Annotated in this window: 17 protein-coding genes; 11 read left to right on the top strand and 6 right to left on the bottom strand. The window is 51.6% G+C overall.

Translation table 11 applies throughout. The annotated features are described in order from the left end of the window. Positions 1-7: 7 nt before the first annotated feature. Entirely contained in the window at positions 8-2,017 is a 2,010-nt protein-coding gene (locus MKX70_RS07600; protein WP_042240462.1) for a putative bifunctional diguanylate cyclase/phosphodiesterase, read from the top strand. A gap of 143 nt (positions 2,018-2,160) precedes the next feature. On the opposite strand, the gene MKX70_RS07605 is transcribed toward MKX70_RS07600, so the two are convergent. Continuing rightward, a complete protein-coding gene (locus MKX70_RS07605) occupies positions 2,161-3,861 on the bottom strand; it encodes a methyl-accepting chemotaxis protein (RefSeq protein ID WP_340839809.1) in 1,701 nt (566 codons plus the stop codon). A 207-nt stretch (positions 3,862-4,068) separates the two neighbouring features. Between MKX70_RS07605 and MKX70_RS07610 the strand changes: the two genes are divergently transcribed. Continuing rightward, positions 4,069-4,500 carry a MarR family winged helix-turn-helix transcriptional regulator gene (locus MKX70_RS07610; protein WP_042240457.1) on the top strand — a complete coding sequence of 144 codons (432 nt, stop codon included), beginning with the start codon at positions 4,069-4,071 and terminating at the stop codon, positions 4,498-4,500. Between the two features lie 100 nt (positions 4,501-4,600). Here MKX70_RS07610 and MKX70_RS07615 read toward each other — a convergent pair whose 3' ends face one another. Next, complete coding sequence (locus MKX70_RS07615) at positions 4,601-6,493, bottom strand: LTA synthase family protein (protein ID WP_042240455.1); 1,893 nt, start codon at positions 6,491-6,493, stop codon at positions 4,601-4,603. A gap of 252 nt (positions 6,494-6,745) precedes the next feature. Here MKX70_RS07615 and MKX70_RS07620 point away from each other — a divergent pair, with 252 nt between their 5' ends. Together MKX70_RS07620 and MKX70_RS07625 are read left to right on the top strand one after the other, a co-directional pair. Further along, complete coding sequence (locus MKX70_RS07620; RefSeq protein ID WP_340839810.1) at positions 6,746-9,055, top strand: ATP-dependent DNA helicase; 2,310 nt, start codon at positions 6,746-6,748, stop codon at positions 9,053-9,055. 50 nt (positions 9,056-9,105) lie between these two features. After that, entirely contained in the window at positions 9,106-10,074 is a 969-nt protein-coding gene (locus MKX70_RS07625; protein ID WP_340839811.1) for a Gfo/Idh/MocA family protein, read from the top strand. Positions 10,075-10,160: 86 nt separating this feature from the next. Here MKX70_RS07625 and MKX70_RS07630 read toward each other — a convergent pair whose 3' ends face one another. Next, positions 10,161-10,844, bottom strand: a complete 684-nt coding sequence (locus MKX70_RS07630) for a CidB/LrgB family autolysis modulator (RefSeq protein ID WP_081956731.1) — start codon at positions 10,842-10,844, stop codon at positions 10,161-10,163. Then, the gene (locus MKX70_RS07635; RefSeq protein WP_039305543.1) at positions 10,841-11,212 is read right to left on the bottom strand and encodes a CidA/LrgA family protein; all 372 of its coding nucleotides are present in this window, start codon (positions 11,210-11,212) and stop codon (positions 10,841-10,843) included. Before MKX70_RS07635 ends, MKX70_RS07630 begins: the two co-directional genes overlap by 4 nt. Positions 11,213-11,323: 111 nt before the next feature. Here MKX70_RS07635 and cidR point away from each other — a divergent pair, with 111 nt between their 5' ends. The 7 genes from cidR (at position 11,324) to MKX70_RS07670 (ending at position 21,306) form a co-directional block, all read left to right on the top strand. After that, positions 11,324-12,211, top strand: coding sequence for a cidABC operon transcriptional activator CidR (gene cidR, locus MKX70_RS07640; protein ID WP_042240446.1), 888 nt, complete (start codon positions 11,324-11,326; stop codon positions 12,209-12,211). An 89-nt stretch (positions 12,212-12,300) separates the two neighbouring features. Further along, entirely contained in the window at positions 12,301-12,585 is a 285-nt protein-coding gene (locus MKX70_RS07645; RefSeq protein WP_042240443.1) for an aspartyl-phosphate phosphatase Spo0E family protein, read from the top strand. A gap of 142 nt (positions 12,586-12,727) precedes the next feature. After that, positions 12,728-14,134: a DNA-binding protein gene (locus MKX70_RS07650; RefSeq protein ID WP_340839812.1), complete on the top strand. Its 1,407-nt coding sequence runs from the start codon at positions 12,728-12,730 to the stop codon at positions 14,132-14,134. A 345-nt stretch (positions 14,135-14,479) separates the two neighbouring features. Beyond that, the gene (locus tag MKX70_RS07655; protein ID WP_052416776.1) at positions 14,480-14,866 is read left to right on the top strand and encodes a MarR family winged helix-turn-helix transcriptional regulator; all 387 of its coding nucleotides are present in this window, start codon (positions 14,480-14,482) and stop codon (positions 14,864-14,866) included. Next, positions 14,859-16,619 (top strand): ABC transporter ATP-binding protein, encoded by a 1,761-nt coding sequence (locus tag MKX70_RS07660; RefSeq protein WP_042240435.1) that lies wholly within the window; start codon positions 14,859-14,861, stop codon positions 16,617-16,619. Before MKX70_RS07655 ends, MKX70_RS07660 begins: the two co-directional genes overlap by 8 nt. Then, positions 16,616-18,520, top strand: coding sequence for an ABC transporter ATP-binding protein (locus MKX70_RS07665; RefSeq protein ID WP_042240430.1), 1,905 nt, complete (start codon positions 16,616-16,618; stop codon positions 18,518-18,520). Before MKX70_RS07660 ends, MKX70_RS07665 begins: the two co-directional genes overlap by 4 nt. A gap of 560 nt (positions 18,521-19,080) precedes the next feature. Next, positions 19,081-21,306 carry an MMPL family transporter gene (locus MKX70_RS07670; protein WP_042240427.1) on the top strand — a complete coding sequence of 742 codons (2,226 nt, stop codon included), beginning with the start codon at positions 19,081-19,083 and terminating at the stop codon, positions 21,304-21,306. 97 nt (positions 21,307-21,403) lie between these two features. Here the strand turns inward: MKX70_RS07670 and MKX70_RS07675 are convergent, their stop codons facing one another. Both MKX70_RS07675 and MKX70_RS07680 read right to left on the bottom strand, forming a co-directional pair. Then, the gene (locus tag MKX70_RS07675) at positions 21,404-21,715 is read right to left on the bottom strand and encodes an antibiotic biosynthesis monooxygenase (RefSeq protein WP_042240425.1); all 312 of its coding nucleotides are present in this window, start codon (positions 21,713-21,715) and stop codon (positions 21,404-21,406) included. A 41-nt stretch (positions 21,716-21,756) separates the two neighbouring features. Next, positions 21,757-22,476 carry a 3-ketoacyl-ACP reductase gene (locus MKX70_RS07680; protein WP_039305517.1) on the bottom strand — a complete coding sequence of 240 codons (720 nt, stop codon included), beginning with the start codon at positions 22,474-22,476 and terminating at the stop codon, positions 21,757-21,759. Positions 22,477-22,574 lie beyond the last annotated feature (98 nt).

Below are 22,574 nucleotides of genomic sequence, written 5' to 3' on the forward strand. Positions count from 1 at the left end.
GTCAACTATGGATCAAATGGGAATCCACTATAATATTTGGATTGTTTTACTATCTTTTGCGCTTGCTGCAACTGCGGCATACTCTGCGCTTAATCTGATTTCGCAGGTGTCCCATTCTACTGGCCGAGTCAGGCGCCTTTGGCTGCTCTCTGGTGCCTGCGTGCTGGGAAGCGGAATCTGGGCCATGCATTTTGTAGGCATTATGGCCAGCCATCTCCCTTTCAAGGTCAGCTACCATCCAGGTACAGCTGTTCTGTCCCTGCTCGTCAGTATGTTGTCCTGTTATGCGGCACTCCAGATAGCGACGGCTTCCCGCCAGAGATTGTGGCGGTTTCTTATTGGGGGTGTAATACTGGGCGGCGGTATCTCAATCATGCATTATATCGGAATGTCCTCCATGGAAATGGAGGTAAAGGTTCATTACGAAATTAAGGAACAGGCCTTGTCTGTTCTGATTGCTCTGCTGGCCTCCTACATCGGAGTATTTATGTTTCGCAAATTCAAGGATTATAGAGGATTTAGCCGCTGGAAGCTGTATTCAGCGTTGATCATCGCCCTTGCGGTTACCGGAATGCATTATACCAGTCTGTCAACCAGCCATCTGCAGTATGATAACTGGCTGGGCACGAACCCTGCACTCATGGAGGCAGATGTCATTCTGCTGACCGGCATTTCGCTGGTTACCCTGCTTATGCTGGCACTCTCCGGCGGAGCTGTTTTTCTGGACAGGCATGTCCTGGAGCGTATGGCTTACCATGATCCGCTTACTGAACTGCCGAACCGGCACGGACTGGAGCGTTATTTCAAGGATGATTTCTTCGGAGGGATCTCGGGAGCCGTGTTCTTCGTTGACTTGGACCGCTTCAAATCCATTAATGATACGCTCGGACATGATATCGGCGACCTGCTGCTGCGGGAAGTATCCGAACGGCTGACCTGCTGTGTGGGCGGGAAAGGCAAGGTCTTCCGGCTCGGCGGCGATGAATTCCTGATTGCCCTGCCCGATTGTACGATTGGAGCAGCGGAGGAAGAAGCGCAGCATATTCTGCAGGAGCTTAAGAAGTCTTATAGCATCGAAGGCAATGAACTGTATGTAACCGCCAGCTTAGGGATCAGCATGACTCCCGCGCATGGAACGGACCGTTCGGCGCTAATGAAGGCTGCAGATACAGCCCTGTATACTTCCAAGGACTCGGGCAAGAACAAGTTCAGTGTGTTCGATCTGGAAATGAACCGTCATCAGGTACGGCGGATGTCGCTGGAGAAGGATCTGCGTAAGGCGCTGGCCCGATCGGAGTTCATGGTTGTCTACCAGCCGAAGTGGGATTCACTGATGAATGTTACCGTAGGTCTTGAAGCCCTGCTGCGCTGGAGACATCCGGAGCATGGAATTATCTCTCCGGCTGAATTCATTCCAATTGCCGAGGAGACGGGCCTGATTGTGCCGATTACCTACTGGATGCTCCATGATGTATGCGGACAGAATATGCTCTGGCATAAGGCGAAGGTGGCGAATGTAGCGGTTTCGATCAACATGTCAGCCCGGATGTTTGAGAACGGCAGTCTGTACGATGTGGTGGAAGAAGCACTGTCGCGTGCTGGTCTGGAGCCGCATTTCCTTGAACTTGAGATTACAGAGTCCATTGCGATGAACAACATGGAAGAAACGGTTGCCCAGCTCTCTAAGCTGCGTAATCTCGGAGTAAGAGTCTCGCTGGATGATTTCGGAACAGGCTTCTCTTCCCTGGGCAATCTGGATGAGATTCCGGTCAATACACTGAAGATTGATCAGGTATTCATCCGTAAGAGCAAGATGCACTCCAAGAAAGCAATTATCAGTAATATCATTGCCATAGCCAGCAATCTTAATATGGAGGTTGTTGCCGAAGGCGTAGAGACTACAGAGCAGATTGAACTGCTGCAATCCCTGGGCTGTAGAGTGATGCAGGGCTTCTACTACGGCCGGCCGATGCCGGTCAATGAACTGGGCCAATGGTTCATAGAGAATACAGCATAATGTATGCCGATTCATTCGAAATAAAAGGCTGTCCCGGCCGTGGAGCATTCCACGTTCGGGACAGCCTTTTTTTGAAAGAGAAGAATTTATATGCCCGGGTCCCCGGATAGTACCTGAATAATCTCGGAAGCCAAGGTCCCGCTTCATGGGGCGATTTTGAAGTTCTCGACCAATACCTGCAGCTTCTCGGCGAGGGAGGAGAGGAACGCTGCGGAGGATTCTACTTCCTCCATGGCGGCAAGCTGTTCCTGGGAAGTGGCCGATAAGGTCTCTGCACCTTCAGCAGTCTGGTTAGAGACGTCTACAATCTTCTGGATAGCAGTTACAAGGCCGTCGGAGATCAGCGCAAGCTCACGGACGGTTGCCGAGATCTGCTGGCTCTGCGAAGACATATCGGAGACGGAGGTCTCGATCTCTGAGAAGGAATGTCCGGCAGCGATGATCATCTCTTTGCCTTGATGCATCTCTTCCGTGGAACGTTTCATAGTCTCTCCGGCTTTGTCCATCTGATTCACAATGAGACTGACCAGTTCACCGATCTGACCGGCAGACTTCGCCGAACGTTCAGCCAGCTTGCGGACAGAGCCTGCCACAACGGCGAATCCCCGGCCTTCCTCCCCGGCACGGGCCGCTTCAATGGCTGCATTCAGGGATAACAGATTTGTTTCTTCGGCAATACTGGCAATCGTACCTACAATATTCTCGATCTCCTTGGAATGGCTGCCAAGCGTTTGAATAATGCCGGAAAGATCGGAGATGCTTACGCTCACAATCTCCATCTGGGATGTGGTCAAATCCATAGACTCCCGGCCTGTCCGGGCTTTCTGGGCATTAACGGCGGCATTGTTCATCGCGCTATCCGCATTGTCGGCGATTTCGGTAATGAAATGCGACATTTCCTGTACGGCTTTGTAGCTGCCTTCGAGATTCTGCAGTTGCGTATGTGCACCGTCTGCCAATTCGAGGGTAACATTGACGCTGTGTTCCCCGGCGCGGTTGGTCTCCTGCGCGCTGGCGGAGAGCTCCTGGGAGGAGGAGGCGACCAGCATCGAGGTATCATTAACCTGTGTAATCAGATTACGCAGATTCAGGGTCATTTCATTGAAATCGCCCGACAGCTTCCCGATCTCATCTCTGCTCTTGAGGAGTAGAGGTTCCCGGCTAAGATCACCTTTGGCTACGGTGTTTACGGAAGCGGACAGTTTGGTGAGCGGGTTCACCATCCGGCGAATCATCAGATATGCGGCAAATATGGCCACAATGAGAATCGAGCTCCCGATAATGAAGGGCTGAGTAATAATATCCATTGTCCGCGTCTGAATCAGCGGGCCGTCAAAGTTAATAGCCATCAAGGCAATGATTGGTTTGGTAGGGTCATGGTCCTGATAAATGGGGCCGTAGCCGGTTTTAAGCGAGGTTCCTTGATATGTATATACTTTGGAGTATGCGGAATGCTTCATGGTGGTAATCGTTTCTTTATCTTCATCGGAGAAATAGAAGGGATCTCCGGCTTTATAACCTCGTTCTTTGAACCGGGCATCAGCGGCCAGCACTTTGCCGTCGAGCGAGAGGATGAACGCTTCTTTAAAAATAGGTTTATGTTCATTAATCCAGCCTATGCGGTCCTCAATGGCACTTAACTTGCTAGTATCGCCTGCAGCCAGAGCGGCTATATCGGCGGGATCAATAAGGCCGGTAGTTATATTGGCGCAGCCTACCAGTTCAATTCCTGCGGCTTCATCGATTTGCTTGTAAGCAGCATTATAACCGAAAAAGCCAATGGATGATCCGACCAGAAGCAGTACAATCAGCATCATCCACGTTAATTTTGTTGCCAATTTCATAAAAATAATCACCAGCCCTGACTCTAAGTATATTAAGTGAGTTCTTATCACTGCTACGATTATAGCGCATCGCTGATGCCAAGGCATCAGCCAGAATAAAGTATTTTTGTGTCGGAGAATGATGATTTGTGTAAACGAAAAGCATTGAATCTGTAGCCAAGATAATGGTACGCTTGGAATAAGACAAACGGACTGGGAGCTGAAGGGATGACGCAAGATATCAATCCGTTGATCGAACGCGTGGGCATATCCATGTGGAAGGTGCAACGCAAAATAATGTCGCAGATGTCCCTGCATAAGGAATTAGGGTTAACGGTTCCGCAATTTGGACTGTTGCATATGATCGCTCAGGAGAAACAGGCACGGGTTATTCAGCTGGCCGATAAAATGGAGGTGAAATCCAGTGCGGTCACGGTAATGCTGGACCGTCTGGAACTGCTGGAGCTGATTGCGCGCGTTCCCGATGAGAACGACCGCCGGGCGGTAATCGTGACGATAACGGGTAAGGGGCAAGGAGTTCTGGAAGAAGCGCAACACCGGTCGATGCTGCTGCTGGAAGAGCATTTATCCATACTTGAGCCAGAAGAGCTCGAGAATTTCGCACACTATTATTTGCTGCTGGAGAAGCAGGAACGATAATCCTTGAACAGTGATAGCAGCCATGGAGTATATACAATAAGCCAGCCCCCTAATTTCGGGAGGCTGGCTTATTTCTGTAGGTTCTATGACAGACTCAGAACTATTCTTCAGCCGGTTCTTTGTCCGGCAGCTGTGTAACATAGCTGTCCGACAACTGGCGCAGCCGTAAGGCACGGGTATATTCATCCTCGGTGCCGGCCGGAGCATGACCGCCGCTCGCAAGCGGATATTGTGTATTATCCTCAAAGCTGTTGCCGGGAATCAGCAGGCCGGAGCTGGCGATAAACGAGCCAGTAGGCAGATAATACCGCTGAGGCAGCAGATTGTAAGACTGGCTGAGCAAATCCTGGCCGAAATGAATATTGTTATCCATCGATACACCCAGCAGGCTGGCAGCAGTAGGCATAATATCCACTTCTCCGCCCACCTGCTCAAGTGTCTGCGCCGCCAATCCCTTGCCGTGAACGAGCAGCGGGATATTCAGCATATTCGCATAGGCATAATCATAACCGTAGATTTCCTTCATTAATTCCTTATCGTCGTGATCAAGCGAGTAGATGGGCAGTCCCATATGGTCGCCGTAGACCATAATCAGGCTGTTATCCCATATTCCGTCCGCCTTCAGTTCATCTACGAATTGCCCGAAGGCATAATCAGCATAATTCTGCGACCGGATATAGTCTCCGACGAACGTGCCTTCATAACGTTCAGGCAGCTTCATTTTGTACTTTTCTGCAGGGATAGTGAACGGATGATGCGCAGACATGGAGATCACCTGTGCGTAGAATGGCTGTCCCCCGTCTTTCATTTCCTTCAGCTTATCAGCAGTTTTGCTGTAGAGCATTTCATCGGAAGCCCCGAAGAAGAAGGTGTCTTCGTCCCCGAAGAACTTGTGATCGTAATAATGCTCCCAGCCCAGTGAGCTGTATAGCTCGCCGCGGTTCCAGAATTCCACATCATTCGTATGGAAGGTGGCTGTCTGATATCCGTTGGCCTGCAGCAGACGCGGCAGACTTGGCACTTCCTTATCCACATAAGACATTGTAGCTGCACCCTGCGGAGGAATGTAGAAGGATGAGTTAACTACGAATTCTGCATCTGAAGTATTGCCCTGGCCGACCATCTGATAGAAGTTGTTGAAATACAGGCTGTCTTCCATCAGGCGGTTCAGATTAGGTGTGATTTCCTGTCCGTCTATCTTAAGGCCCATCAGGAAAGTCTGAAAGGACTCCAGTTGGATAATAATCAGATTCTTGCCCTTGGCAGCCCCGGCATACGGGGATACTGCTGAAGAATCAATTCCCTTAAGCTGATTAATGGTGTCCTGCGTAATCTCGCTGGCATTTACGAGCTCTGGTTTATCTTGAGCAAAGATAGTATATGCTTCATAATTAAGGATACCCATTTCCTGGGCCTTCTTGATCTCGTTCATGCTTGCTTTGTTGGGAAGAATATTGAACAGGCAGAGTCCGAGTGAAACAGCGAACAGGACGACATGCAGCATTCTTCCGTTGTGGCGGTTGATGGTATCCTTCTTGTAATTGCGTCCGTTCTTGTTAATGAAGAAGTAGAAGCCAAGGACGATAATGTCGGTGAAGATCAGCAGATAATAAGGGTCCATGAGTGAGAATACACTGTTGCGCACCGCAGTGACCTGGTTCACCTGCTCTGCCGCATGGTAAGTGACAATAACCCCGTAATATTTGAAGTACATAATAGCGGCAAAAAAGATGGCGGTAACCAGCAGATTAACCGTCATGTAATATCCGAGTTTCCGTTTGGAGGCAAAACGCTCAATCAGGAAGAAAAGTGCCCAGACAAAAGGGATTTCAGTCAGTACCGATTTCCAGAACTGCAGGTCTTCAAAAATGACACCCCAGGCTAAAAGGCTTTTAAGGACGAAAATAATGGAGAAGAACACAAATGGCTTGAGCAACCATCGTTTGATCGTTACGGATGACACAGCTTCGCCTTCTTTCTTAAGAATAAACATGTTTCCCGGCTGGGAGGAAACAGCAGCATGAGGACAAAAGAATACCATTATTAATAAAGCCTATTATGCAGCGCCAGGCAAGGAATGTCAAAAATCAGAAACCGCCGTATACCCTTTGGGGAAAGCGTAAAATCAATCCTGAATGAATCCAAGGGCCGGTAATGCCCTCAGGCAGGCTTAAATCCTTGATAACGGACGAAAATGACATCTGAGTCAAAAGAATAAACCGGGAATTAATGGAGGTGTTGCAAGATGAGCTATGCAGAAATCGCGTTGTCCGTGAGGGCACTGGTGGAATATGCTTTCAGCAGCGGCAGTCTGGAGCCGGGATTCCGCAGCGGTACGGCTATGGTGGAGGGTACGCGCAGCCATCAGCTGATTCAGAAGCAATATAAGGAAGCGGACCGCAAAGAGGTATATTTAAAAACGGAGATTCCGCATGGGGATCTGCTGTTCATCATCGACGGGCGCTGCGACGGCCTGCTTGCAGCCGGGGACGGCAGCCTGACTGTGGAGGAGATCAAATCCATCGCCGGAACGCCGGATTCCGCGTTGGAAGGACGGGAGGTACACTGGGCACAGGCTTTCATGTATGCCTATATCCTCACGCAGGATCTGGATCTCCCGGCAATACAGGTTAAGTTAACCTATGTACAGCGGGGAAGTGAGGAGCAGTACAGCCTATACAGGGAAATGACCCGCGAAGAGCTGACAGCCTTTGCTGAAGAGACGGTAGCCAAGTATGCGCCATATGCTGAAATGATGGTCCGCTACAAGGCGAAGAGGGGAGAGAGCATCCATAGCTTGTCGTTTCCGTTCTCGGGTTACCGGCCCGGCCAGCGTCATTTCGCTGCTGCAGTCTACACTTCGATTGCAGAGGGGGCCAATCTCTTCGCGCAGGCACCCACAGGCATCGGCAAAACGATGTCCACCCTGTTCCCGGCAGTCAAGGCCCTTGGAGAGGATAAGGTGTCCGGCATCTTCTATCTGACCGCCAAGACAGTTACACGGATTGCGGCACAGGAGGCGGTGATGATGCTGAACAGCCGGGGGCTGCATCTGCATGTGATTACGCTTACGGCCAAGGAGAAGGCGTGTTTCCGTGAGGATGGAAGCTGCGGCGCGGATTCCTGTCCTTTTGCCGAAGGCTACTATGACCGGATCAATGCCGCCATGCTCGATATGCTGGAGAACGAAATGCTGATGACGCGCGAGATCATTGCCGCGTATGCCCGAAAGCATGAGGTGTGCCCGTTCGAATTCTCTCTGGATGCCGCCTACGCCTGCGACATTGTTATCTGCGATTATAATTATATCTATGATCCCCGGATCAGCCTGAAGCGGCTGTCCGAGGAGCGGAAGAAAAAAACAGTGCTGCTTGTGGATGAAGCGCACAATCTGGTAGACCGGGGGCGGGAGATGTACTCCGCCTCGCTGACCAAGGCGCCGTTCCTGGCACTTCAGCGGCAGTACAAAACAGTGAATCTGCGGCTAAGCAGCGCGGCGAAGGCCGTAAATGCCTTCTTCATTGCGCTGCGTAAAAGCTGCGGGGACAAGGGGGCTGGAGAATGGAAGGAGTATCACGCAGAGCTGCCGGAGCTGCTCGAGCTTTTCGCTTCCGAAGCCGAACTGGAGCTGCTGCATTCTTCCTCGCTGATCACTCCGCCGGCGGAGGGGGAAGCCGGCAGCCTGCTGGATACGTACTATGCGGTGCAGGGGATGCTGCGTACGTTCAAGACCTATGATGAGCGTTACATGACCTATGCGGAAGTGCGCAGCGGTGATGTGTACCTGAAGCTGTTCAATCTCGATCCGTCGCATTTGCTGCAGCAGATGGGTGGGAGCTTCCGCAGCCAAATCCTGTTCTCAGCCACGCTCTCGCCGCTCTCCTATTACAGGGATATGATCGGCGCAGATGAGGAGGACTATAGCCTGAGCCTGTCCTCGCCTTTTCATAAAGAGCAGTGGCAGGTATCTGTGCTTCCGGTATCCACCCGCTACCATGACCGGGACGCCTCCTTACAGCCGCTTAGCGATGCGCTGAAAGGGATGGTCTCAAGGAAAGGCAATTACCTGGTCTTCTTCCCCTCTTATCTCTATTTGAAGAATGTATATGAAGTGTTCACTGAGAAATACCCTGAAGTCGCTACCCTGCTGCAGGGCAGCGGGATGAGCGAGACCGAGCGGGAGAACTTCCTTGCGGCGTTCCGCCCGGACAATCCGGATACCCTGCTCGGCTTTGCTGTGCTGGGCGGGATTTTCTCCGAAGGGGTGGATTTGCCGGGTGACCGGCTGAATGGTGTGATGGTGGTCGGGGTCGGCCTGCCGCAGGTAGGGCTGGAGCGCAATCTGCTGCGGAGCTACTTTCAAGCGCAGGGCAAGAACGGATTCGATTACGCCTATGTCTACCCGGGCATGTGCAAGGTGCAGCAGGCAGGGGGCCGGCTGATCCGCAGCGAGAACGACAGCGGCATTATTGTGCTGGCGGATGACCGTTTTCTCCAGAGTTCTTACCGGCAACTGCTCCCCGAGGAGTGGCGGGACTACTTTGTCATGGCATAAGCGGGTATAATCGAATGAAAAGGCATTCATAGACAACAGGAGGTAAGGACATGACGCTAAATATCGGAATAGTCGGAACAGGGTGGTTCTCCAAGGTGCATGCGGATTTGCTGGTAGGGATGGAGGATGTATCATTGAAGGCCGTCTGCGGCAGCAGCAAGCCAAAGGGCGAGGACATGGCCCGTCCTTACGGAGCCGAGGGCTATGGGGATATTATCGAGATGCTGGATGCGCACAAGCTGGATGCCGTCTATATCTGTGTGCCTCCACAGTCACACGGGGCGATTGAACGGACGCTGATTCGAAGGGATATCCCTTTCTTTGTTGAGAAGCCGCTGGGCTCAAGCACGGCCATTCCGGCCAGCCTGCTGCAGGATATTAAGGAGCATCAGCTGCTGACTTCTGTCGGCTATCATTTCCGGTATCAGGAGAACATCCAGCGGCTCAAGCAATCGCTTAGTTCGGATAAGGTAGGGATGATCGTCGGAGAATGGATGGGCGGTATGCCGGGCGTGGCCTGGTGGCGCAACCAGGAGCAGTCCGGCGGACAATTCACGGAGCAGACTACGCATATCGTCGACCTGCTGCGTTATCTGGCCGGTGAGGTAACGGAGGTCTATGGGATGTTCGGCAACCGGATTATGCATGAGAAGCATGAAGGGGTGACTGTGTCCGATGTGGGTACAGTGTCCCTGAAGCTGGAGAGCGGCATCATTGCCAGCATCTCCAACACCTGCGTGCTGCCTGGAGAAGTAGGTAAAGCGGGCATCAGCTTCTACAATGATAACGGAATGCTCGACTGGAACCCGGAACGTCTGCTGGAAGTCCGCAGCGGAGCCAGCAAGGAATTCAAGAACACTGGTAACCCCTACGCGGTGGAGAGCGAAGCATTCCTGCATGCTGTGCGGACCGGAGACCGTTCCCGCATTCTCAGCGATTATGAGGACGGATATAAGACCTTGAAGGTGACCTGCGCAGCTTATGCCTCCGCACAGAGCGGATTGCCGGTGAAGCTGTAGGAGGCATGTATGGTTACTATGTAGAAAAAAGACCCGCAGCATGGCTTTCGCCGTTGCTGCCGGTCTATGGCCCAAGCCGGGGCGGCCTAGTGGAGGAAAACCGCGAGCAGTGCCGGCGCAAGCCCGATAGAGAACAGCGCCGTCAGAATCATCGCGATACTGGAGATGGTGCCGGTCAGCGAACTCAGCTCGAAGGCTTTGGACGTGCCGGTACCATGCGCTGCGGTTCCCAGCGATACCCCGCGCGCAATTTCATTGTCAATGCGGAAAAGGCGGAGCACGGACGGTCCCATCATCGTTCCCAGTACACCGGTCAGAATGACGAAGACCGCTGTAATGCTGGGAACACCGCCGATGCTTTGTGAGATGCTCATGGCGATCGGTGTGGTCACCGAGCGAGGCACCAGACTGGTTGCCAGATCACCGCTAAGATGCAGCCATTTGGCCAGCAGCATGGATGAGATCACGGCAATAACCGTTCCTGACAGCACGCCTGCCGCAATTTCGGCGGCGTGCTTTTTGAGTACCTTGAAGTTTTTATGGAGTGGGATCGCAAAGGCGATAGTCGCCGGTTGAAGCAGGTCCGATAGCCATTTGCCTCCCGCATTGTAAGATTCATAGGAGCTGCCCGTCATCAGCAGAAAGGCGATGATCAGCAGCGGTGTAATAATCAGCGGGGAAGTGTACATTTTGCCGCTGGAGGCATAGATGCGTTTGGCCAGGAGGTAGACAGCGACGGTGAGACCAAGAAATAATAATCCGGTTATCATGAGCTTCTACGCTCCTTTATTCTATAAATTGCACCCGTGAGTACCCCGGAGCCGGCCATTACAGCAAACGTACCTACGAGTACAACCGCCAGCACCTGCAGACCGTCTGCCTCGAGCAGCTTCGAGTATTTCATAACACCTATAGCGGAAGGGATGAAGAACAGCAGCAGCTCAGCAAGCAGCCAAGAGGCGCCAACCTCTACCCAGTTCAGCCGGATCACACCGGATTCCAGCAGCAGAAATAAGAGAATCATCCCGATAATGCTTCCGGGAAGCGGAATATGCAGAAATGAGGTTAACGTATTCACCAGCAGGGAGAAGACGGTAAGTCCGGCTACCTGCAGTAAGCCTAAGGCGATCTTTTTCATAGCGATTACTTCCTTTCGTCTTACTGAAAGTTTACATCCTTTTCTTTCATAGGTACAATGAATAGATTGAATATCTCACATTCTTTTCATCTATATATGGAGGTTACCGGTATGGACATCAGACAACTGGAGTATTTCGTACAGGCGGCCAGGCTGAATAGCTTCTCCAGAGCGGCGGAATCGCTGTACATTACCCAGCCCACGATCAGCAAGATGATCCGCAATCTGGAGATTGAACTGGGGGCGGATCTATTTTACAGGGAAGGCAAAAGCATCCGTCTGACAGATGCAGGCGAGCTACTGCTGGTTAAGGCGCAGAATATTGTAGAGTCCTTCACGAGCCTCTCCTCGGAACTGGATAGTCTGCGCAATCTGAAGCAGGGTCATATCCGCATTGGACTGCCTCCTATGGTAGGTGCCAGTTTCTTCCCTGCTGTCATCGGGGAATTTCACCGCCGTTACCCGGAGGTGACGATAAGGCTGCATGAAGACGGCGCCAAAAAGGTAGAGGATGATGTGGAGGCCGGCCTGATTGATATCGGGGCGATTGTATTGCCTGTCAACAAAGCCAAGTTTCACTGCTTCACCTTTGTGGAGGAGAAGCTGCAATTGCTGGTTCCCGCAGGACACCGTTTGGACGGGGTGCAGAATGTGCAACTGAAAGAGCTGGCAGAAGAGGAATTCGTGCTGTTCCGGGAGGACTTCGCCCTGCATGACCGGATTATTTCGGAATGTGTCAAAGCAGGCTTCCAGCCTAAGGTAGTCTATGAGAGCTCGCAGTGGGATCTGATCAGCCGGATGGTAGCTGCAGGAATGGGCATTGCGCTACTGCCGGAGACCATATGCCGGGATATGGACCGTTCACGGATCGCTGTCATCCCAATGACCGAGCCTGTGATTCCCTGGCAGCTGGGGATGATCTGGCGCAGAGACCGTTATCTGTCCTTCGCCGCTCGGGAGTGGATCGCCTTCGCGATGAAAGTGCTCGGGGAACTGTAAACGACATTTTTTTCTTTTTTTTCAAAATATGTTTTTTGGCATCATGAATTATGATAAGGGAGAAGTTGATAGAGAGAAGGTGAGTAACCGTGAACCTTTACCAGAATTCTTCCGATAACCAGAGCAGGGATTACAGAGAAGATGAGCTGTTTCTTACTATAGAGAACTTAAGAAGTGAATTGCTGGAGGTGGCCCAGGAGCGGAGTCTGAGTGATCATGCGGTTCTGGAACTCAGCCAGCGGCTGGACGGATATATTGTACTGGCCCAGAATCTGATGATGGAGAGTCTGCGCAGCCGCAAGAACGGGGCAGCAGGGTACACCAAGAACACCATAAACCAGCGGATCAGAAATAAAGCTGCCTTGCAGCAGTAGTCTGAATTTATACAATAACTCCAGTTAGCGTCTGGATGTTGAGGTCTCACTATGTGGGGCCATTTTGTTGTGCTTTCAATAGTCATCACCTATAATGGCAATAAATAGAAGGGGTACAAGTGAATCCTTGAGGAGGTGCCGGGTGGAGGCGAAACTGACTACGCTACGAACAGAAATTGAGAAAAATTTATCCCGCTCGGGCCATAATCTTGCCTCATTTGCCAAAATATCCGGACTGAACCGCGGCAGTCTCAGTGCGATCCTTCATGGTAATCCGCCTAAGCCGGTTTCTCTGAGACAATTGGATGCGATGACCCGGGCCTTCGGATTCCCGGAGGGCTGGCTGTATCCGCTATTTGTGGAAGAGTGCTTTAGTGAGGACAGAATTTCACGCCGCCGTATGGAGCCTTTTTTGGTCCGCTGTGCCGAAATTGGCAAGCAGCAGTGTATTGATGAAGTCTTGAGCAGGATTATGGAATATCCTAAACCGCTGGATATCATCTATACGGTAGCGGAGAGGCTGTTCTGCAGCGGCAAGACACAGGAATCGGTCGTGTTCTACAGGCTTATTGTAGAGAATGAGCCGGATAGCTACTCGGAACGGATGGCCATCAGCCAGTATCGTATGTTCAAATCCCTGCAGTCTACACCTGATGTGGACATGGAACAGAAGCTGCGCGCTGTAATCCGCTTTGAGCCGTTCCGCGGTCTGCTTCCCGAGGACATGCAGCTGGACGGGCTGCTTAAGCTGGCGAAGGTATGCTTTGCATTGCACCGCTGGAAGGATGTAGAGAAATATGCCGATGAGCTGAGAGCATTAACCCATGGGATCTACCGGGAGGAATTGCGCAGAAGCAAGGGGAAACGGGTGGAGGCTTTCCAGGCGGAACGCCCGCTGGTAGTCTATTATGGCCATGGCTATCTATTGAAGGCTTCGGCGCTTACTAAGCAGGGAGAATATGAGCAGGCCAAGAAATACACCGCCGGGTATGCAGATCTGGGATGGTTTGAGCTGCTGGATGATGAAGGGCGCAGTGCCGTGGATAGCTTCCGGCTGTTTGCTGTAGCCAATGGCTTTACCCTTGAGATATTAATGGGCAATACTTCGGAGCTGCCGGCATATATAGCTTTTCTGGCAGAGCATCCCGGTGAAATTCTATCCGGCATGGTCATTATTCTGGAGTCGGCCAACCGTTTCGGATTCTCTGCAGACGCTGTGCTGTCACGCTTTTCCAGGGAGATGCTGCGTTTTGAACAATTTCAGGACCCGATTAATGTAGACCGTGTGTACCGTCTCTATTACCAGATAGCCATGTATTATATCTCCCGTAAACAGTACTCCAAAGGAATTGACTATATTATTCAATGTCTGCGGCTAACCGTCAGGCTGAATAGCGGAAAGGACTTCATTAATTGTGTGACCCTGTTCGAATTGAACAGGGACGCCTCCTCCGACACCCAGCAGACCGCTTACAGGGAGCTGCTACGGGAGGTAAGACAGCGTGAGGAAATTACTGATCATGAGAGCCCCCGTTTTGGCGTAGTTTAACTTTATCATTGCCTTATCTAAGGATCACTCCCCGGCCATCCGTGTCGCGGGAGCATTTATGCGTAATTATGTGAAAAAAGCACAAACATCCGTCAACCTACGTTCTTCAATCTGTAATAATTGATAGCGAATTCAGGAATTGACAAAGTATTGCCCGGAAAATATAATTAGGTAGCCTAATTAATATAGTGTTTAATTATTTGTATACCTAACTAAAAAAGAGGTGGGAACATTGGGATAAATAGAGAAGATGAAAATTCAGTCGGACACAAGCTTTTCTCCGCACTCCGGCAGCTGCGCAAAGGCCACCTGTATCATTCCGTGGAGGGTCATAAGCCAAGTGAGATGACTTTATTGATATGTATTGCACGGGCGTCCCATTCATCTGATGTAGGACTCAAGGTTTCTGAAATCAGCCGCTTTCTGGGACTGACTCCGCCTACGGTCACACAGCTGATCAACAGTCTGGAGGCTAAGCACATGGTGGAACGGCAAGCCGACGTCTCCGACCGGAGAGTGGTACGCATCAAGTTGACGGAACAGGGGAAAATTATTACCCGCAAGGCCAAGAAGCATATGGACGCCACGCTTAACAAAATGGTGGAGTATCTGGGTGAGGAAGAGTCCGATCAGCTGGCAGAGCTGCTGCTTAAAGTACATGCCTTCATGAAAGACAATCCACCGCCAAATCTAGACCGGTTACAAATGAACGGAGATGAGAAACTTGATTAAATTACTAAAGCATTTGAGACCCTTCCGATTGGCAATAGCCGCAGTACTGATTCTTGTATTCCTGCAGTCCATGGGAGATTTGTATCTTCCGACCCTGATGAGTGACATTATTGATAGGGGGATTGTGAACGGCGACCAGAATTACATCTGGAGAATCGGCGGCTTCATGCTGCTCGTAGCGGCCGGCGGTGCAGCCTGCTCCATTGTTGCCAGCTATCTGTCGGCTAAGATAGCAGCGGGCTTCGGTAAGAACACCCGGTCACGGATGTTCAACCATGTCGAGAATTTCACGCTGCATGAATTCGACAAGCTGGGTACGGCTTCGTTGATTACACGTACTACCAACGATATTACACAAGTCCAGACCGTATTAACAATGATGCTTCGCATGATGATTGGTGCTCCGATGATGATGATCGGCGGGATTATTATGGCGGTGTCTGAGGATGCCAAGCTCTCGCTGATCTTTGTAGTGGTGATTCCGCTGCTGGTTGGAGCGATCTTCTTCATTGGAATGAAGGGACTTCCGCTGTTTAAAGCCATCCAGATCAAGCTGGACAAATTAAACCTTGTGCTGCGAGAGCATTTGACCGGTATCCGCGTCATCCGCTCGTTCAACCGGATTGAGCATGAGAATAAGCGGTTTAGTCTGGCCAATGCAGATCTGACGGATACTGCAATCAAAGTGAATAAAGTTATGGCCGGACTGATGCCGCTGATGATGATCGTAATGAACTTCTCCATGATCGCTATCCTCTATTATGGTGGAATCCGGATTGGAGACGGTGATCTCCAGGTAGGTTCACTGATGGCCTTCATTCAATATGCAATGCAGATTATGTTCTCCCTCATCATGGTTTCAATGATGTTTGTCCTGATTCCAAGAGCCTCTGCCTCTGCACTGCGTATCAATGAAGTCCTCGATATGCAGCCTGAAATTACAGATCCGACAACTGCAGACCTGAAGACTACAGCTACGGCTACCCATGCGGACGGCCGTGACGGAATGCGTGGTTTTGTGGAGTTCGACAATGTAACCTTCTCTTATCCGGGGGCTGAACAGCCTGCACTGTCCGGGATTACCTTCAGTGCACGCCCCGGCGAGATTACAGCTATTATCGGCGGAACAGGGTCAGGTAAATCAACGCTGCTAAACATGATTCCAAGATTCTATGATGCTATTGAAGGTTCGATCCGCGTCGATGGAGTGGATGTACGCCAGATGACGCAGGAGGATCTGCGGAGTAAGATCGGTTATATCCCGCAAAAAGCCGTGCTGTTCACCGGTACCATTAACGAGAATATCCGTTACGGGAAAGAGGACGCTACGGACGATGAAATCCTTCATGCCGCCAAGGTGGCCCAGGCCTATGATTTCGTAACGGCCATGAAGGACGGTTTCAATTCGGAAATCTCCCAGGGTGGAGGCAATGTCTCCGGCGGCCAGAAACAGCGTTTGTCCATAGCCCGTGCACTGGTACGGAAACCGGAAGTGTATCTGTTTGATGACAGCTTCTCGGCGCTTGACTTCAAGACCGATGCCAAGCTGCGTGCTGCCCTTAAAGGCGAGACTACAGAATCTACAGTCCTTATTGTCGCACAGCGTGTCAGTACGGTTATGGATGCAGACCGGATTATCGTACTGGATGACGGTGAGATTGTTGGAATGGGCACACACCGTGAGCTGCTGGATAACAATGAGGTGTACCGCGAGATCGTATCCTCGCAGTTGTCAGAGGAGGAAATAGCATGAGTGAGCAGAATAAAAACATGAAACCGCCGCAGCGTTCAGGTGGCGGCTTCGGACCAGGCGGAGGACCCGGCGGTCCGGGCATGAGAATGCCGGCTGAGAAAGCCAAGGATTTCAAAGGAACGCTGCGGCGCCTGACCCGGTATTTGCGCCCGCGCCAGGTTCAGCTGATTATTGTGTTTGTGATGGCGATTGCCAGTACCATATTCAGCATTTTCAGCCCTAAAGTAATGGGTAGAGCTACCACCAAATTGTTTGAAGGCGCCTATGGCAAGCTGATGGGTGTACCTGGAGCGGAGATTGATTTTGGCTATATTAATGATATTCTGATTCTCCTGGCCGGACTGTATCTGTTAAGCGCATTGTTCAGTTATATACAGCAGTATGTAATGGCCGGTGTGGCGCAGAAGGTCGTCTATGATATGCGTGAACAGATCAACAGCAAGCTTGAACGGCTGCCGCTGAAGTACTTCGATTCCCGGACACACGGGGAAATATTAAGCAGGGCGACCAATGATGTAGACAATATCAGTACTACCCTGCAGCAGAGTTTGACCCAGCTTATTACGTCCATTGTGACGATTATTGGTGTCATAGTAATGATGCTGACCATCAGCCCGTGGCTAACGTTGATTACCATAGTAACACTGCCGCTGAGCTTCGTGGTCATTATGCTGATCACCAAACGCTCACAGACCTATTTCATCGGCCAGCAGAAGTCGCTGGGACAGCTGAATGGTCATGTTGAGGAAATGTATACCGGACACCGTATTATCAAAGCGTTCGGACGCGAGAAGAACTCTTTGAAGGACTTCAACAAAATTAATGATGACCTGTACAATTCCGGCTGGAGATCCCAGTTCATCTCCGGGATTATTATGCCGCTGATGATGTTTATCGGGAACCTTGGCTATGTGCTCGTCTGTGTGGTCGGCGGGATCTTCGTAACCAAAAAAGCAATTGATGTCGGGGACATCCAGGCCTTCATCCAGTATTCGCGCCAGTTCACAATGCCGATTACGCAGACGGCCAATATCGCCAACATCATCCAGTCCACCATCGCTTCGGCGGAACGTGTATTTGAACTGCTGGATGAAGAAGAGGAAGTTCCTGAAGTGGGGACTTCACTTGCGAAACGTCCAGTGGATGCCGAAGAGGGCTCCGTGGAATTCCGCCACGTGAAGTTCGGCTACAAAGAGGATGCTATCCTCATTGAAGACATGAATATCGAGGTCAGCCCAGGACAGACCATTGCCATTGTAGGTCCAACCGGAGCCGGCAAAACGACCCTGATCAACCTGCTGATGCGCTTCTATGAGATCAGCGGCGGGGAGATTGTGATCGATGGTGTCAACATCACCAATATGAAGCGCAGCGAGCTGCGCAGCAAGTTTGGTATGGTGCTCCAGGATACCTGGCTGTTCAACGGCACCATCCGTGACAATATCGCTTATGGCCGCGAAGGGGCTACGGAAGCTGATGTGGTCCGGGCAGCCAAGGCTGCGCATGCCGACCACTTCATCCGCACGCTGCCGCTGGGCTATAACACGATCCTGAACGAGGAAGCCTCGAACATCTCCCAAGGGCAAAAGCAACTGCTTACCATTGCCCGGGCAATCCTGGCTGATCCTTCAATCCTGATTCTGGATGAAGCCACCAGCAGCGTCGATACCCGCACGGAGGTGCAGATCCAGAAGGCTATGAATACGCTGATGAACGGCAGAACCAGCTTCGTCATCGCTCACCGCCTGTCCACCATCCGTGATGCGGATCTGATTCTGGTTATGAATCAGGGCAGCGTGATTGAGAAGGGCACCCACCTGGAGCTGCTCGAAGCAGGCGGCTTCTACGCCGACCTCTACAACAGCCAGTTCTCCGGGGATGATCTGCCGGACGTGGGCTAAACGGTATATGACCGCGGGTAAACTGTAGAGATTACTCCAAACATCTCTTCTAAAATGTACTGTGAAGATGTATTTTAACAATCGGCTGTATCCCTCAGCTTAGCTCATAGCCCCGGCGTTCACTGCAGGCAGTCTGCGTGAACGCCGGGGCTTTTACTATATACGGTCAGTTGAGCTGGAGTTAGGTGGCGGTAAATGGACTATTCGCTTAAAAATCCTGCATAAAATACAACAATCCCCTCGTTAAATCGGTCTAAAATCAAAATTTTTTGTACAAAAGGCAACATTTCGGGCAGAATCATGCCGCGCGGCTTAAGTAGAGCCATCTATTTTCCCTTGGGTATCATATACTAGTTTCCAGATAATAATAGAAATAGAGACAACGGTGCTCACCCGTTCTAGACGTAATGAATCAGGGGTTTCTTGAGGCAATGTCGTCTACTGTAACTCTTACTATCTATTGCTTTAGAAAAAAGGTTTGCTTAAAATTTTTAAGGTATATATGATAAGGATAGTAAAATGACCCGCGGCTCATTTTGGGCTTGCGGATGGGAGAGAGGATGAAAGGAATGTCAGGCTACGGTAAATGGGTAGCAGGAGGCAAAACAAAATGGATTACCCTTCTGGTGTGGATTGCAGTTGTAGGGGCTTTGACTATGATCTGGCCTTCGGTGAACTCGCAGGTTGTCAATAACGCGCCCAACCTGCCGGAGGATTCGCAATCTGTCCGCGCAGCAGCGCTTGCGGAGGCAGAATTCCCTGCCGGAAGCGGCGTACCGGCCTTGCTGGTATGGCATCGTGAAGGCGGATTGTCAGAGGAAGATCTCCTACATATAACTGCTGTATACTCCAAGCTTGAGCAGCAGCCGCTCGCGCATCAGAACTTCGTTCCGCCGCTTGGTCAGCTGCCGCCACAGGCGCTGCAGGCTTCACTGTCGGAGGATAGAAGTACAATCGTCACACCAGTGCTGTTTGACAAGAAGGCAGACAGTGAACAGCTCGGCGAATCACTGACCGAGATGAAGACGCTGATCGGCGCTGAAACTGGCACAGACCCTTCTGCAGCCAAGCAAGACAGCGGCGATTTAAGCCTTAGGGTTTCCGGTCCAGTCGGGATATCGGTAGATGCAACAGGCTTATTCAAGAATGCTGATGTTGCACTGCTGATCGCAACCGTAATACTGGTGCTGGTCTTCCTGCTGCTGATCTACCGTTCGCCGATTCTGGCATTGATTCCGCTGGTTGCAGTCGGCTTTGCTTACGGTGTAACCAGCCCGCTGCTTGGCAAGATGGCAGAGGAAGGCTGGATTACGGTGGATTCGCAGGCCGTATCTATTATGACGGTGCTGCTCTTCGGGGCGGGGACAGACTACTGCCTGTTTATGATTTCCCGGTTCCGCCAGATGCTGAAGGTTGAGGAGAACAAGGGGCGTGCACTGCTGAGTGCAATCACCCATTCCTCCGGAGCGATCGCCATGAGCGGATTCACAGTTGTGCTTGCGCTCTTCGCGCTGCTGCTGGCCAAATACGGGGCGTACCACCGCTTTGCGGTTCCGTTCAGTGTCTCTATTCTCATTATGGGGATTGCCAGTCTGACGCTGGTTCCGGCACTATTGGCTATCTTTGGTCGAACCTCGTTCTTCCCGTTCGTTCCGCGCACTCCGCAAATGGAGATTGAGCGGGCCAAGGCCAAGGGGAAGCCGGTACCGCAGCCGAAGAGTTCACCCAAAAAAGGAATCGGGTATCTTGTCATTTCCCGGCCATGGGCGATCGTGGGAGTAACCGTGGTGGTATTGGGCATCCTGGCCTCGTTCTCCAGCGGAATTAAATTCACCTATGATATCCTATCCTCCTTCCCGAAAGATATGGAATCGCGTGAAGGGTTCGACCAGATCGGCAAGCAGTTCTCTCCCGGAGAGCTGGCACCGGCCAAGCTGATGGTGGATACAGAGGGCCTGCGCGGCGGAGAAGATCTGAAGGTCATCCTGGGCGGCCTGTCCTATGTGGACGTGGTATCTGATCCGCAGCAGGGGGCCGTTAATAAGAACATCACTGCCTATGATATTGAATTCAAGGCTAATCCGTATTCCATCGAGGCGATGAATCACATTCCGGCACTCCAGGCTACTGTAGAGCAGGCCCTGGCGGAGTCGGGAATAGAGAACGCGCAAGATAAGGTATGGATTAGCGGACAGACCGCTACCCAGTATGATACCAAGGAGCTCGGGGAACGGGATACTGATCTGATTATACCGGTGGTTATCGGGATGATTACAGTGCTGCTGCTGATCTATCTCCGATCTGTAGTGGCGACCATTTATCTGGTAGCTACGGTAATTCTCTCCTTCTTCTCGGCACTCGGTCTGGGCTGGATTATTATTCATTATCTGCTCGGTGCAGATGCAATTCAAGGCGCAATTCCGCTCTATTCCTTCGTCTTCCTGGTAGCGCTGGGCGAGGATTATAACATCTTCATGATCTCGAATATCTGGAAAAAGCGTAAAGCTATGCCGCTGAAGCAGGCCATCGCCGAAGGCGTGAACGAAACCGGATCGGTAATCACCTCCGCCGGCCTCATTCTGGCAGGTACCTTCGCTGTATTGGCGAGTCTGCCGATTCAGGTGCTGGTGCAATTCGGTATCATCACCGCGATTGGCGTGCTGCTCGATACCTTCGTGGTCCGGCCGTTCCTGGTTCCGGCCATCACCGTGCTTCTGGGCCGCCGGGCCTTCTGGCCGGGCAAGCATCAGGACGTGGGCGAGTCTCCGGCAACAGGCCGCGAATAACCGGGTTGTGAACTACAGAAGCAATAACAGGGATGCCCCGTCAAGCCTTAAAGGCTGCGGGGCATCCCTGTTGTGTATATGCGTATAACGGCTGGATTCAGTTACCGGGAGTTCGGCTGAGTAGCAGCTCATACTTGTCGAGTGAGGCGCCGACAATGGCTTCATTCCGGCCGGCCCCGCGGTGCGAATCGCGGAAGGCGGGACTGGACGTCCAGCCGCTTAGGGCTTCCTCGCTCTCCCAGACAGTACAGATCTTCAGCTCCTCCACGCCTTCTTTGGGCGCGCCCTGCCAGACCTCCATGCGGATAAATCCGGGCATGCTCTGCACCCCATTGTCTGCCCCAAAACGCGAGGCCAGTGCTTCGCCATGTCCTTCTTTGATCTTAATCGTGTTGGTTACTACCAGCATGCCAAGTCCTCCTCATAGGGTGTGGGTGTAATCTGCCATTGTTATTGCGGATTAGTCGTCCAGATGCCAGCGGTCTTCAGGAAGACGCGGTCTGGAAGCTTCAAGGCAGCGAGCGTCAGCTCGGCCACATCCTCGGGCTGCATCATCCGGTCTTCATCACCGATCTTCAGGCCGGCACCGGTGGCCAGACCTGTGTTGACGGTGCTGGGGGTTAGTGCCACGACACGGATATTATGCTTGCGGACCTCCATCGCCAGCGCTTCCGTCATACCCATCAAAGCGAATTTGGAAGCACAATAGGCTGAGCCTGTAGCGAAGCCGCGTTCTCCTGCCGTAGAAGAGATATTGATGATGTTACCGCTGGAACGTTCAATCATAGCAGGCAGTGCCGCACGGGTTACATAATAAGTGCCGAACAGATTGATCTGCATATGGCGCTCCCAGTCAGCAGGGTCCATCTCCAGGAAGGTGCCAAACTGGGCAATCCCGGCATTGTTGATAAGCGCGTCGAACGGGCCAAGGTCATTCTGCAGGGCCACAACCGCCCGCTCTGCTTCCTCACGCACCGCAATATCAGCTACAGCAATGCTGACCTTGATGTCATATACCTCAGTCAATGCCGACTTCAGTGCCTCCAGATCTGCTGAAGTTCTGGAGATAAGCCCCAGGTTAGCGCCTTCTTTAGCGAGTGCCATCGCGAGAGCTTTGCCGATCCCTTTACCTGCACCTGTAATTACAATACTGGTTCCTCTTAAATCCATAACCTGTCGTCACGCTCCTTAAGATAGAAAGTTCTATATATTGGATGAACATAAGCCTATTATACCTGAGCGGACAGAGACAATCACGCCGGGACAGG

The sequence above is a fragment of the Paenibacillus sp. FSL R7-0312 genome (assembly GCF_038004445.1).
Taxonomy (GTDB): domain Bacteria; phylum Bacillota; class Bacilli; order Paenibacillales; family Paenibacillaceae; genus Paenibacillus_AQ.

What these genes read in the sequence shown, in the direction of transcription:
- MKX70_RS07600 (WP_042240462.1), top strand. Translation starts at nt 8, where the DNA reads ATGGATCAAATGGGAATCCACTATAATATTTGGATTGTTTTACTATCT.
- MKX70_RS07605 (WP_340839809.1), bottom strand. Translation starts at nt 3,861, where the DNA reads ATGAAATTGGCAACAAAATTAACGTGGATGATGCTGATTGTACTGCTT.
- MKX70_RS07610 (WP_042240457.1), top strand. Translation starts at nt 4,069, where the DNA reads ATGACGCAAGATATCAATCCGTTGATCGAACGCGTGGGCATATCCATG.
- MKX70_RS07615 (WP_042240455.1), bottom strand. Translation starts at nt 6,493, where the DNA reads ATGTTTATTCTTAAGAAAGAAGGCGAAGCTGTGTCATCCGTAACGATC.
- MKX70_RS07620 (WP_340839810.1), top strand. Translation starts at nt 6,746, where the DNA reads ATGAGCTATGCAGAAATCGCGTTGTCCGTGAGGGCACTGGTGGAATAT.
- MKX70_RS07625 (WP_340839811.1), top strand. Translation starts at nt 9,106, where the DNA reads ATGACGCTAAATATCGGAATAGTCGGAACAGGGTGGTTCTCCAAGGTG.
- MKX70_RS07630 (WP_081956731.1), bottom strand. Translation starts at nt 10,844, where the DNA reads ATGATAACCGGATTATTATTTCTTGGTCTCACCGTCGCTGTCTACCTC.
- MKX70_RS07635 (WP_039305543.1), bottom strand. Translation starts at nt 11,212, where the DNA reads ATGAAAAAGATCGCCTTAGGCTTACTGCAGGTAGCCGGACTTACCGTC.
- cidR (WP_042240446.1), top strand. Translation starts at nt 11,324, where the DNA reads ATGGACATCAGACAACTGGAGTATTTCGTACAGGCGGCCAGGCTGAAT.
- MKX70_RS07655 (WP_052416776.1), top strand. Translation starts at nt 14,480, where the DNA reads ATGACTTTATTGATATGTATTGCACGGGCGTCCCATTCATCTGATGTA.
- MKX70_RS07665 (WP_042240430.1), top strand. Translation starts at nt 16,616, where the DNA reads ATGAGTGAGCAGAATAAAAACATGAAACCGCCGCAGCGTTCAGGTGGC.
- MKX70_RS07670 (WP_042240427.1), top strand. Translation starts at nt 19,081, where the DNA reads ATGAAAGGAATGTCAGGCTACGGTAAATGGGTAGCAGGAGGCAAAACA.
- MKX70_RS07675 (WP_042240425.1), bottom strand. Translation starts at nt 21,715, where the DNA reads ATGCTGGTAGTAACCAACACGATTAAGATCAAAGAAGGACATGGCGAA.
- MKX70_RS07680 (WP_039305517.1), bottom strand. Translation starts at nt 22,476, where the DNA reads ATGGATTTAAGAGGAACCAGTATTGTAATTACAGGTGCAGGTAAAGGG.